The sequence below is a fragment of the Shewanella atlantica genome, from assembly GCF_003966265.1.
GTDB lineage: Bacteria > Pseudomonadota > Gammaproteobacteria > Enterobacterales > Shewanellaceae > Shewanella > Shewanella atlantica.
Genome location: NZ_RXNV01000003.1, coordinates 200923 through 213491 on the forward strand (window position 1 = coordinate 200923; position 12569 = coordinate 213491).

Consider the following 12569-nt stretch of genomic DNA (forward strand, 5'->3'; position numbering starts at 1 on the left):
TGATTAATGTAGAAAAAAGGGCTGGCGTATGAGATACGTCAGCCCTTTAATACTACTTAAAATTAATTATTCCCATTCGATAGTCGCTGGTGGCTTACCTGAGATATCGTAAACAACACGGGAGATGCCATCAATTTCATTAATGATCCGGTTCGACACGCGGCCCAGGAAGTCATAAGGCAAGTGCGCCCAATGAGCCGTCATAAAGTCAATAGTTTCAACCGCGCGCAGTGAAACCACCCAATCATATTTACGGCCATCGCCCATAACGCCTACAGATCGTACGGGCAAAAATACCGTAAATGCCTGACTCACTTTATGGTAAAGCTCGGCTTTGTGTAGCTCTTCGATAAAGATAGCATCAGCCAAACGTAGCAGATCGCAGTACTCTTTCTTCACTTCGCCAAGAACTCGGACACCAAGGCCCGGTCCAGGGAATGGATGACGGTAAAGCATGTCGTAAGGCAGACCTAACTCCAGACCTATCTTACGAACTTCATCTTTAAACAGTTCACGAAGCGGCTCCACAAGGCCCAGTTCCATATCATCCGGCAAGCCACCCACGTTATGATGTGACTTAATGACATGCGCCTTGCCTGTCGCACTACCGGCTGATTCAATCACATCTGGGTAGATGGTGCCTTGTGCCAACCATTTGGCATTCTTGCACTTCTTTGATTCTTCATCGAAGATCTCAACGAAGACATGGCCGATAATTTTACGTTTAGCTTCTGGATCGGCTTCGCCCTTCATCGCCTCAAGAAAACGATTTTCAGCATTTACATGAACAATATTGAGTCCGAAGTGATCGCCGAACATATCCATCACCTGGTTAGCTTCGTTTAGACGAAGTAAACCATTATCGACAAATACACAGGTCAGCTTGTCACCGATAGCACGGTGCAGCAGCATAGCGACAACCGATGAATCAACCCCACCAGACAGACCCAAGATCACTTCATCATCGCCTATCTGCTTCTTCAAACGCTCGACGGCATCTTCGATAATCGATGTCGGTTTCCAGTTAGCCTCACATTCACAGATGTCCAGAGCGAAGTGCTCCAACATACGTTTACCCTGACGGGTATGTGTCACTTCAGGGTGGAACTGCACGCCATAGAACTTCTTATCTTCATTGGCCATTGCAGCGAAAGGGCAAGTTTCTGTGTTTGCGACTGTAACAAACCCTTCCGGGATTTCAGAGACCTTATCGCCGTGGCTCATCCAAACATCGAGTAGTGGCTTACCAGACTCGCTGATAGCATCTTCGATACTCTTAAATAACTCAGTGGGAGCCTGAACTTCAATCTGGGCATAACCAAATTCGCCCTCCCCCACACCCTGGATAACCTTACCACCCAGCTGCTCTGACATGGTCTGCATGCCGTAACAGATACCCAATACAGGAACACCTGCATTGAAAACATACTCAGGGGCGCGTGGTGACTCATCGGCGGTCACGCTTTCAGGGCCGCCGGCTAAGATGATACCGTTAGGGGCAAACTCTTTAATTTGTGCTTCGGAAACATCCCAAGCCCACAGCTCACAATAAACACCGATTTCACGGATACGACGGGCGATTAACTGAGTGTACTGAGATCCAAAGTCCAGGATCAGTATCTTATGCTCATGAATATTGCTCATGGGGAACCTTTAATTCTTCTATCTAATTTGTTGGTATCAATCTCAGGTTTAGATAAAAACCCTGAGATTGGCATAAAAAGGGGATAAAGAATGGGCGACACATTGTCGCCCATTATCACCTGTTTCTATGAACCAGGGCTGTAGTTCGGGGCTTCTTTACTGATGGTCACATCATGAACGTGTGACTCACCCATGCCCGCAGAGGTGATTTTTACAAACTCTGCTTTTTCATTCATATCTTTAATGGTTGCACAGCCAGTGAGGCCCATACAAGAACGCAAACCGCCCATATGCTGATGAATGATCTCTTTCAACTTACCTTTGTATGCTACGCGACCTTCGATACCTTCGGGTACCAGCTTGTCAGCCGCATTATCACTCTGGAAGTAACGGTCTGATGAACCTTGAGTCTGGTTCATCGCGCCTAACGAGCCCATACCACGGTATGACTTATATGCACGACCATTATGAAGTTCAGTTTCACCCGGTGCCTCATCGGTACCGGCGAACATAGAACCTGCCATGATGCAAGATGCACCGGCGGCTAATGCTTTAGCCAGATCACCAGAGAATCGAATTCCGCCATCGGCAATAACAGGGATATCTAAGTGCTTAACTGCGGCAGCTGCGTCAGAAACGGCGGTAATTTGCGGTACACCAACACCGGTAACGATACGGGTTGTACAGATAGAACCAGGACCGATACCCACCTTAACAGCGTTAACACCGGCTTCGACTAAGGCTAAGGCACCTTCTGCAGTTGCAACGTTTCCGCCAACTATCTGCAGTTCAGGATATTTAGCACGGGTTGCACGAATACGCTGTAAAACCCCTTCGGAGTGGCCATGTGAGGAGTCGATAAGCAGAACATCTACACCCGCTTGAACTAAGGCATCGACACGCTCTTCGTTGCCGGCACCGGCACCAACGGCAGCACCCACACGCAAGCGGCCTAACTCATCTTTACATGCATTAGGTTTACGCTCGGCTTTTTGGAAATCCTTAACCGTGATCAAGCCCTTAAGCTTAAAGTCACCATCGACAACGAGCACCTTCTCAACACGATGAGAATGCATCAGTGCCTGAACTTCATCTAACTTAGTTCCTTCAGGTACCGTCACCAAACGATCTTTCGGGGTCATCACCTCATCGACGGTAAGGCTCCAGTCTGTCACGAAGCGAACGTCACGACCGGTAATGATACCGACAAGCTCATGAGCCTCATTAACAACAGGGTAACCGGCAAAACCGTTTTTCAGAGTTAACACTTTAAGGTCGGCAAGTGTCGTTGTCGGCGTAACAGTTACAGGCTTATGAACGATACCGGCTTCATAGCTTTTAACTTTACGAACTTCTTCGGCCTGCTGCTCAATCGTCATATTCTTATGAATAAAACCTAAACCACCTTCCTGGGCGATAGCAATCGCCAGGCGTCCTTCGGTCACGGTATCCATAGCCGCAGACACAATTGGGGTATTAAGTTCTATTTTAGTGGTCAGACGAGTTTTGAGAATGGCAGTATTAGGGAGTACAGTCGAATGTGCAGGAACAAGTAACACATCATCAAAGGTAAGCGCATCTTTCTTTAAACGTAGCATTTAGCAACATCTCCCCATATAGGTAGGATTGGTGGTGAAATATTGCGGCGGGATTATACCTTGCATATTCGACTTGGTAAATGGAAAATGGTAAAAAAGTGCCATTAGACGCCAAATTAGTATGAAAATGCCAAAAAATAACGTTTATACCGTATCCCGCCTCAATGGCGAAGTGCGTCAACTACTCGAAGGTGAATTGGGAAAGATTTGGCTGAATGCCGAAATTTCAAACTTTGCCGCTCCCGGCTCCGGACACTGGTATCTGACACTGAAGGACAACTTCGCTCAGGTCCGCTCGGCCATGTTCAAAGGGCGAAACCGCAGTGTGACCTTTAAGCCAGTCAATGGTCAGCAGGTTCTGGTGAAAGGTTCAATTAGCGTCTATGAACCCAGAGGCGACTATCAGCTCATCATCGAATCCATGCTTCCCGCCGGAGATGGCCTGCTCGCGCAGCAATATGAAGCACTGAAGATGAAGCTGGCCGCAGAAGGTCTCTTTGCGGCGGATACTAAGCGCCCATTGCCGGCGAACATTCAAAAAATTGGGGTAATCACCTCGGCAACCGGCGCCGCCATAAAAGATGTTCTCCATGTGTTGGCAAGGCGAGACTCGAGCATCGAAGTTGTCATCTACCCGACTCAGGTCCAAGGTGAATCGGCGTCCAAAAGCATCTGCAGGGCCATCCAAATAGCCAATGCAAGACAGGAGGTCGATGTACTGCTACTGACCCGAGGTGGCGGCTCGTTGGAAGACCTTTGGTGTTTCAACAGTGAAGACCTCGCCCATGAGATATATAACAGCGCCCTCCCCGTCGTTTCAGCAGTTGGTCACGAAGTAGATACCACCATCAGTGACTATGTTGCCGATGTCAGAGCGCCGACGCCTTCAGCGGGCGCAGAGCTCCTCTCCGGGGATGCCGAGAATAAATCCGAAAAGCTCGCCACCTTCGTCGCACGACTTAAACAGAGCTGGCAGCATTACCAGTTGAAAACCGAGCAGCGCAGCCGCTCGCTGGAAAATAGACTCCACAGACAAGATCCTAAGCGAAAACTGGAGCAGTTTCAGCAGAGCTTCGATGAGATGCAGATACGCCTCAACGCCGCACTCAACGACAAATTGCACAAATCGGCTCTGCAGCAGCAAAATTTAAGCCACAGGCTTAATCAGCAGTCACCGCAGCACAGGTTAACCTTAGAGTCGAAGCGACTCGATTATCTGACAACCCGTTTAAATGAAGGGATAAAGGGGAAACTCAATGATGTCGAGATGAGCCTTAAAAACAGCGCTCATCAACTGGAAACAGTCAGCCCCCTGGCTACCCTGAGTCGCGGCTACAGCATCACCCAGGATGAAAGCGGAAAGGTACTACTTAGCTCGAAGGATACCCAGACCGGCGATACGATCACCACACGGCTTCTCGATGGAGAGCTAAAATCTAAAGTGCTCTGAGGCCGGCTTACCGCCAATAAAATAATGCCACGGAAGGCATTCGCCGCATTAGCTCCAGATGTTTTGTTCTACATTGGTGTCATATCTGTTGCAAAATGGATTAGGGATGCAAGCTTGCTAGACTTTAATGAAGATATAATCTTGTCTGCTGGCACTTACTATCACTTCATTATTTGAAGATATGGACTTATGTGGGAAATGTTCATTAATATTAAGACCATATGACTTAGCTCTGGATATAAACTCCTCAGGAGTACAATAATAATGATTTTTCGGAAGAATCAGCATTTGTTCTGTTGTAAAAAGAGCTCGTAGAGTCTGTTTACATCGCGACAGGAATTCACCAGTCCCTTGATTCAAGAGAACCCACATTAGCCATTTTAATATTGAATCACCATAATTCTTACCTTCAGTTTCATCCCGGAAGCATAACTCTCCGATGTATACCAGTGAGTTTGGCTTTGTGATTCTGCTTATCTCTTTTAACGCAAGATTGACATCTTCCTCATCCAGTAGAAGAAACACACCATTGCATACGACTTTATCAGCTACTTCGTCAGGCAAGTCAGTTTTTGATGCTAAACCTTGTTCAATGTTAATTAGGTCAGGTTTTGTTAAAAATCGCTCTCGAACCCGAGTAACTTCCTCTTCACTTGGAAGTATTCCTATACAAGAAGATCCTTTATTTTCAGCTATTTCTAACAAAGTTCCATCGCCACATCCAATGTCAACTAATACATCGTCCGGCTTAAAATCCATGCGTTTAGATATTTCATTATTGACAAAGAAAGTGATATCGCTTCTGTTAGTACGGCCTGACAATTCATTGATATCACTTGAATAAGCCCGATGCTTATACTCATCAAGCTTTGTCTTGACCTTTATGATACTCATGGTTTTTCCTTTGCTGTTTTAGAATAGCTAACGCTTAGTAGCAATAGATTTTTGCGGTAAAATGAACACTTAAATAACCATTGAATTCTATCGTTGAGATAACCCACCGTTTAAAGCACGACTAGTCGCCCATTTACTCGCTTTTAATATTGGGTTTTCTCTGTATATCCTTGCATACAATAGCAAATATGAAAATAAAAACGATCTTAACGAACAGACTTGCACTCAAAGCAGTTACCCTCAATTGCAAGATGGCATTCTTTGTTAGCAATAACCTCAAGTGATTGAAACCAACTATGCCAACTGCACCAAACAAAAATGAAACGTCCCTTCATTCCAAGGGGCAATAAACTTGGTAGACAGAAACACCACAGATGCTAAAATGTCGCCCTATTTATTTCAACAACTGGATATCGGTAATGCGCGTTAGCAAGTACCTGCTTTCAACACAAAAAGAGACCCCTGCTGATGCAGAGGTGATCAGTCATCAATTAATGTTACGTGCCGGCATGATCCGTCGTAACGCTTCAGGCCTTTACAGCTGGTTGCCGACGGGGCTTCGTGTTCTGCGCAAGATAGAAGCTATCGTCCGTGAAGAGATGAATAAAGCCGGTTCTGTTGAAATCCTGATGCCTATGGTTCAGCCTGCTGACCTTTGGGTTGAGACGGGTCGCTTTGAAAAATTTGGCCCCGAGCTGCTACGTTTTCAGGATCGCCATAACCGTGACTTCGTTCTTGGCCCAACTCACGAAGAAGTGATCACGGATATCGTGCGTAAAGAGGTTAACTCTTATAAGCAGTTGCCACTGAACCTGTTCCAGATCCAGACTAAGTTCCGTGATGAAGTACGTCCACGTTTCGGTGTGATGCGTTCACGTGAATTCCTGATGAAAGATGCTTACTCTTTCCACTTAGATCAAGAGACCATGGACGAGACTTACGAGTCTATGTTCCAGGCATACAGCAACATTCTTACTCGTTTAGGTTTAGAATTCCGCCCGGTTATTGCAGACACGGGTTCTATCGGTGGCAGCATGTCACACGAGTTCCACGTACTGGCGAACAGCGGTGAAGACCTGATCGCCTACTCTACCGAGAGCGATTACGCGGCCAACATCGAAAAAGCCGAAGCGCCTATGCCAACTGAGACTCGTCAAGCGCCTACGCTTGAGATGAGCCTGGTTAACACACCTAATGCTAAGACCATCGCCGAGTTGGTTGAGCATCACGGTATCGCCATCGAAAAGACGGTTAAGACCCTTATCGTTAAAGGCGCAACTGAAGAGGCTCCTCTGGTTGCCCTGGTTGTTCGTGGCGATCATGAGCTTAACGAAGTCAAAGCCGAGAAGGTCCCTGCTGTACTGGCTCCATTTGAGTTTGCAGACGAAGCCGATATCCGTAAGGTTGTTGGTGCAGGTCCAGGTTCTATCGGTCCAGTCGGCCTCGAGATCCCTGTCTATATCGACCATGGCGTTAGCGTGATGAGCGATTTCGGCGCCGGTGCAAACCAAGATGATAAGCACTACTTTGGCATCAACTGGGAGCGCGATCTTCCACAAGCTGAAGCATTCGATTTGCGTAACATCATCGAAGGCGAAGCCAGCCCTTGTGGTCAAGGCACCATTGCTCTACTTCGCGGTATCGAAGTGGGTCATATCTTCCAGCTTGGTGATAACTACTCTAAAGCGATGAATGCTAACGTACTCGACCAAAATGGTAAGGCGAAAACCTTATTGATGGGTTGTTATGGCGTAGGCGTTAGCCGTATGGTTGCCGCTGCAATTGAGCAGAACCACGATGACCGCGGCATCACCTGGCCCGATGCGATTGCACCATTCAAAGTCGGTATCTTACCGATGAACATGCATAAGTCTCATCGTGTTAAAGATATGGCAGAAAAGCTCTATCAAGACATGCAGGACGCAGGTTTCGAAGTATTATTCGATGACCGTAAAGAGCGTGCAGGTGTGATGTTTGCCGATATGGAGCTTGTCGGTCTGCCACACGTTGTCGTAATTGGCGATCGTAATATCGATAACGGTGTGTTCGAGTACAAGAACCGCCGCACGGGTGAGAAGCAAGAGATCCCATTCGATCAAATTATCGACTTCCTTAAGTCTGCTAAGTAAGAGCTTTACTTAAACAAGACTGAAGAGAAGAGTCATTAAAACGCCCTCAGGTTTCTGAGGGCGTTTTTTTATGACTGGATTTAGCTCAAATAACCACAGGTCGCCAAGAGCTATCTCAGATCTTCAATCACGATTCCATCATCCCTTAGGCTACCGGCGCTCACAAGCTCAACATAACCCGTGAGTTTAGTGATGTCCTTCATAGTCTGCGCGATCCGGGTCATATCGACACCATTACTCTCGATATCATTGCGCTCGGCGTCACTCACCTCACAGTGGAGCGTCATCTGATCCCTGTTATCGATATTTGTCACCACTAATCTCACCTTAGCGACTTCGCTATGAGATAGCCTGATGCGCTCGACCTGCTCTGGATGGATGAACATCCCTTTGACCTTAGTGGTCTGGTCTGCGCGCCCTTGCCAGCCTCTGATACGCATATTGGTTGTGCCACACGGGCTGAGTCCGGGCATGATTGATGACAGGTCGCCGGTGGCGAAGCGAATAAGTGGGTAGTCGGGGTTAAAGCTGGTCACCACCACTTCGCCAATCTCACCATCGGCAACCACCTCCTGACTACCCGGCCTGACTATCTCCACCAGAATATCTTCGGCTATGACAAGACCACTCCCGGGGCAGGCCTCATAGGCGATTAAACCGATATCGGCGGTGGCATAGGCTTGGCTAACCGATATTCCCGCCGCTTTGAATGCGGCTTGCAGCGGTGGTGTCAATGCTTCCCCCGATACCAGCGCCTTGTTAATCGAGGAGATATCCCTCCCCTGCTCCTTCGCCTTCTGCAGTAAAATATTCAGAAATGACGGCGTGCCACAGTAACCTTGGGGTCTGAGGTGCTCGATAATATCCAGTTGTTGTTCCGTTTGCCCTGGACCTGCGGGGATCACGCTGCAGCCACAGGCCTTGGCACCCGAGTCCATAATAAAACCGCCGGGGCTGAGATGATAAGAGAGGCAGTTTTGCACCCGCTCCCCCGCGCGAAATCCCGCCGCATAGAAGGCGGCGCCCATACGCCACCAATCTTTGCTGTCATGCTCGGGCTCAAAAATGGGGCCGGGTGATTGAAAAATACGGTCAGGGGTCGAACTTGACGCATTAAGCCCGGCAAACGGCATGTTCTTGGCCTGCAGGCCTATCAGATCCGATTTTCTGGTGACAGGCACCGAGGCTAATACCTGTCGACTCGAAATAGCGGTCACATCGATATCATTAAGGATATGTCGATAGTGGTCACACTCCTGTTTGGCATAAGCCAGAAACGTCGGTAAACGAGCGAGCAGATCGCCCTCTCGCTGTGTTGGGCTCTGCAACTCATTAGGATCATATACGCTATTCATATCACCATCCTCTTACTATTCTTTTTTATACTGCCAAGGTTAAAACCAAGGCTACAACCAGCGCTTACGACGCTTATAAGATTTTAAATTCTTGAAACTTTTTCTCTTATCGTTACCACCACCTAAGTAAAACTCTTTCACATCTTCGTTACTCAGCAGTTGCTCGCTGGTACCGTCCAATACGATTTTCCCTGACTCCATGATATATCCGTAATCGGCGGCCTTAAGGGCATAGTTGGCATTTTGCTCCACCAGCAGCATGGTGATCCCCTGCTCTTTATTGATCTTATCTATGATGCCGAAGACCTCTTTTACCAACAACGGCGATAACCCCATAGAAGGCTCATCGAGACAGATCATCTTAGGGCGTGCCATCAGCGCGCGGCCAATGGCCAGCATCTGCTGCTCTCCGCCAGAGAGGTATCCAGCCAGTCCAGTCCGCTCTTTTAGGCGCGGAAAATAACTGAAGACCATCTCGATATCCTGATTGATCTGATTATCACTGCGGGTATAGGCACCTAACTTAAGGTTTTCTATCACTGTCATATCTTCAACGATACGACGCCCCTCCATGACCTGAAATACACCGGAACGAACGATCTCATCGGCATTTTTTCTGTCTATCTGCTGTCCCATAAAACTAATATCACCGCGGGTAACATCGCCGTTTTCTGTTTTCAACAACCCGGAGATCGCCTTGAGCGTGGTAGACTTTCCGGCGCCATTAGGTCCTAACAAGGTGACAATCTTTCCCTTTGGAACCTCAATACTCACGCCTCTTAGCACCTGGATAACATCATCGTAGACGACTTCGATATTGTTAATGGATAACACGGGCGCTGCCTGTTGGATCTGAGCTGCTTGTGTCATAGATACCCCCTACAAAAATGAGGGGCGCAACTTGCGCCCCAAAAAGATTAATAACCTAACCAGTCAACACGACGTTCAAGCGTCACCTGATCGGCCTTCTCGACACGAATATCACCACCGTTGAAATTACCCTTATAGATATTCACCTGGTTGATGCCACGGTGATCTTCCGGGGTCCAGGTTGCGGCGAGGCACACACCTTCGAGGCCTTTTGGTACCCAATTTTTCTGGGCATACATGCCTTTCTTAACATTTTCTCCGGTCACGCCACCATTGGCCTTGGCCCACTCCATCGACTCTTTCATGAAGAAGGTTGAGCAGATCCCGCGAATGTAATGGTGCAAACGCTCTTCACTGCCTGAGCTATCAGACATCTTCGAGATCTCGCGAACCAGCTTCATGCCCGGCACTTGATCGGTCCAAAATGGCGTCATGGTCGGGAAGACATAATCCTTAATCCCCTCGCCCGCCGCTTTAAACACCAGTTTGTCACCGCCCCAGATATTGGACATAAACTGGATCTCTGTGCCGACCGTATTACAGGATTTAATCAGTGATTGCACCGAGCCACCTAAGTTACCTATGTAGCCATAGTTGGTTCCCGAGCTCTTCAGACTCAAACACTGAGCCTTAAAATCTCCCGGTTTCATCGAAATAACCACTGCAGGTTGTACATCAAACCCAAGTTCGGTCGCATACTCGGCGCAAGCCGCCTTAGGCGCATTCGGGAAGGGATGGTTAGCACCGATATGGGTAAATTTAGGTTTTCCCTTGGTGCCTTTAGCCTGCCAGTCTTTGGCTGCCCACTGAACCAGACCACGACAGGAGTCGGAATAGGACGCCCCATAGAAGAAGTTATAGGGTGCTGGTTTCTTGGTGTTGGGATTAAGCCCCTTAGGATCGGTCAGGTGGCCTGAATACGAGGCGGAGAAGATAGGGGTCTGATCTTTAGCGGCGAAAGAGATAAGCGCCTCGGTATCGGCGGTTCCCCATCCCTGCATGGCGACCATATTCTTACGTGACTGCCACTTCTTATAAGAGGCGATGGCCTGAGGCACCTTGTAGGCATAATCTATAGTCTCATATTCGAGCTTAGTCCCGCTTATGCCGCCATGGGAGTTGATGTAGGCGAGTGAGTCTCTCACACCATCGGCATAGGGTTTACCCACAAATGCCGTAGGACCGGACATATCGGCAAGATGACCGACGAAGATAGTCTCTTCGGCATTGGCCTGACTACTGATGCCAAACACACCGCTTGCGATAGATGAGGCGAGAATCAATTTTTTATACATGTCATATTCCTTCAATATAGTGGCTGTTAGCCGGTATTTTTTAGTTAGACGTTTGTCGTGACGAGTTAATCGTTAGCAAATGGCTTCGACTGCATAACAAAGTCCTTCTGCGGCTTGCTTTTACACTGCTTGAAACGAACTGCTGCAGCCTCTTGGGGAGCCCTCTCACTCACTCCCCTCGAGCCTGATCCTGCTTAATTTTCATTGCTGATAAGAAAATGGTTAGCTCTTAATAAGAGAATGGATAACTCTTAATAAGAGAAAGGGTAAAATTTCCAATAGTTCTTAATCTGCGCCCAGCGGTGGGCTAGCCCCTCAGGCTCGAAGATAAGAAACAGGATAATAACCAGGCCAATCGCCATCTCTTTGATATAGGCTAAACCGTCGGTCACCATAGGGATGTTGCCCCAATCTGTATATTTCATCAGGCCGACCCCCGTCTCTAACATCTCCGGTAAGAGCACCATGAAGATGACTCCCATCAAGGTTCCCTTAATCGAGCCCAGGCCACCGATAATGATCATGGCCAGAAACTGTATCGACATAAAAATGGTAAATCCTTCTGCCGATACATAACCGAGATAGTGCGCGTATAACGCCCCGCCGATCCCCGCATAGAAAGAGGATATGCCGAATGACAGCAAACGATACTTGTTTAACTTAACCCCCATGATCTCGGCCGAAAGATAATGGTCGCGTACCGCCACAAAGGCACGACCATCGCGGCTACGCATCAGGTTACAACCCCAGATGTACATAAAGACCAGGGCAAACAGGGCGATATAGTAGAAGCTTTGATCTGTATCGAACTCGAAACCCAACAGGTTCACCGGCGCCGCCATCGAACCCGATGACCCTCCGGAGAACCACTCGGCACGGGCAAAAAAGTCTTCAATGATAAACTGAGCCGCCAGTGTCGCGATCGCCAGGTAAAGGCCCTTAATGCGCGCAGCTGGCATACCAAACATCATGCCGACCGCCATAGTCAGAAAACCTGCTAACGGGATACACAGGGCTACCGGTATGTTAAAGCTGGTGTTGAGCCAGGCCGATGCAAAGGCGCCGAAGCCGAAGAAGGCACCATGACCTAAAGATATCTGTCCGGTGAAACCCACTAAGATATTCAGTCCCAGCGCCGCTATTCCCAAATATGAGATCTGGATAAACAGGGTTAAAAAATAGCCATCTAACACCAGCGGTGCAAAACAAGCGGCTGCGATGGCTAATGTGGCCACCAAACGTATGGTCTTAGTTTCGAAAATCGTGTTGTCTTTCTTGTAACTGGTCCTGAAATCTCCGCATGGACGCATTGCCAAACTAGACATAAAAAACTC

Annotated in this window: 9 protein-coding genes; 2 read left to right on the forward strand and 7 right to left on the reverse strand. The window is 48.1% G+C overall.

Going from position 1 to position 12569, the window contains the following annotated elements:
- Positions 1 to 66: 66 nt before the first annotated feature.
- A complete protein-coding gene (guaA, locus tag EKG39_RS09615) occupies positions 67 to 1644 on the reverse strand; it encodes a glutamine-hydrolyzing GMP synthase (RefSeq protein WP_126505529.1) in 1578 nt (525 codons plus the stop codon).
- Positions 1645 to 1769: 125 nt separating this feature from the next.
- Positions 1770 to 3242 (reverse strand): IMP dehydrogenase, encoded by a 1473-nt coding sequence (guaB, locus tag EKG39_RS09620; protein WP_126505530.1) that lies wholly within the window; start codon positions 3240 to 3242, stop codon positions 1770 to 1772.
- A gap of 121 nt (positions 3243 to 3363) precedes the next feature.
- On the opposite strand from guaB, the gene xseA reads away from it, so the two are divergent.
- On the forward strand, positions 3364 to 4692 hold the full coding sequence (gene xseA, locus EKG39_RS09625) for an exodeoxyribonuclease VII large subunit (RefSeq protein WP_126505531.1): 1329 nt from the start codon (positions 3364 to 3366) through the stop codon (positions 4690 to 4692).
- 117 nt (positions 4693 to 4809) lie between these two features.
- On the opposite strand, the gene EKG39_RS09630 is transcribed toward xseA, so the two are convergent.
- Positions 4810 to 5586 carry a class I SAM-dependent methyltransferase gene (locus tag EKG39_RS09630; protein ID WP_126505532.1) on the reverse strand — a complete coding sequence of 259 codons (777 nt, stop codon included), beginning with the start codon at positions 5584 to 5586 and terminating at the stop codon, positions 4810 to 4812.
- Between the two features lie 419 nt (positions 5587 to 6005).
- Between EKG39_RS09630 and EKG39_RS09635 the strand changes: the two genes are divergently transcribed.
- On the forward strand, positions 6006 to 7715 hold the full coding sequence (locus EKG39_RS09635; RefSeq protein WP_126505533.1) for a proline--tRNA ligase: 1710 nt from the start codon (positions 6006 to 6008) through the stop codon (positions 7713 to 7715).
- Between the two features lie 110 nt (positions 7716 to 7825).
- Here EKG39_RS09635 and EKG39_RS09640 read toward each other — a convergent pair whose 3' ends face one another.
- The 4 genes from EKG39_RS09640 to EKG39_RS09655 all read right to left on the reverse strand — a co-directional run bounded on the left by EKG39_RS09640 (position 7826) and on the right by EKG39_RS09655 (position 12560).
- On the reverse strand, positions 7826 to 9070 hold the full coding sequence (locus EKG39_RS09640) for a phenylacetate--CoA ligase family protein (RefSeq protein ID WP_126505534.1): 1245 nt from the start codon (positions 9068 to 9070) through the stop codon (positions 7826 to 7828).
- Between the two features lie 51 nt (positions 9071 to 9121).
- Positions 9122 to 9940: an ABC transporter ATP-binding protein gene (locus tag EKG39_RS09645; protein ID WP_126505535.1), complete on the reverse strand. Its 819-nt coding sequence runs from the start codon at positions 9938 to 9940 to the stop codon at positions 9122 to 9124.
- A 47-nt stretch (positions 9941 to 9987) separates the two neighbouring features.
- Complete coding sequence (locus tag EKG39_RS09650; RefSeq protein WP_126505536.1) at positions 9988 to 11235, reverse strand: ABC transporter substrate-binding protein; 1248 nt, start codon at positions 11233 to 11235, stop codon at positions 9988 to 9990.
- Between the two features lie 251 nt (positions 11236 to 11486).
- Positions 11487 to 12560: a branched-chain amino acid ABC transporter permease gene (locus EKG39_RS09655; protein WP_126505537.1), complete on the reverse strand. Its 1074-nt coding sequence runs from the start codon at positions 12558 to 12560 to the stop codon at positions 11487 to 11489.
- Positions 12561 to 12569 lie beyond the last annotated feature (9 nt).

Excerpts from the sequence above, each read along its gene's own strand:
- guaA (WP_126505529.1), bottom strand. The coding sequence starts at position 1,644 with ATGAGCAATATTCATGAGCATAAGATACTGATCCTGGACTTTGGATCT.
- guaB (WP_126505530.1), bottom strand. The coding sequence starts at position 3,242 with ATGCTACGTTTAAAGAAAGATGCGCTTACCTTTGATGATGTGTTACTT.
- xseA (WP_126505531.1), top strand. The coding sequence starts at position 3,364 with ATGAAAATGCCAAAAAATAACGTTTATACCGTATCCCGCCTCAATGGC.
- EKG39_RS09630 (WP_126505532.1), bottom strand. The coding sequence starts at position 5,586 with ATGAGTATCATAAAGGTCAAGACAAAGCTTGATGAGTATAAGCATCGG.
- EKG39_RS09635 (WP_126505533.1), top strand. The coding sequence starts at position 6,006 with ATGCGCGTTAGCAAGTACCTGCTTTCAACACAAAAAGAGACCCCTGCT.
- EKG39_RS09640 (WP_126505534.1), bottom strand. The coding sequence starts at position 9,070 with ATGAATAGCGTATATGATCCTAATGAGTTGCAGAGCCCAACACAGCGA.
- EKG39_RS09645 (WP_126505535.1), bottom strand. The coding sequence starts at position 9,940 with ATGACACAAGCAGCTCAGATCCAACAGGCAGCGCCCGTGTTATCCATT.
- EKG39_RS09650 (WP_126505536.1), bottom strand. The coding sequence starts at position 11,235 with ATGTATAAAAAATTGATTCTCGCCTCATCTATCGCAAGCGGTGTGTTT.
- EKG39_RS09655 (WP_126505537.1), bottom strand. The coding sequence starts at position 12,560 with ATGTCTAGTTTGGCAATGCGTCCATGCGGAGATTTCAGGACCAGTTAC.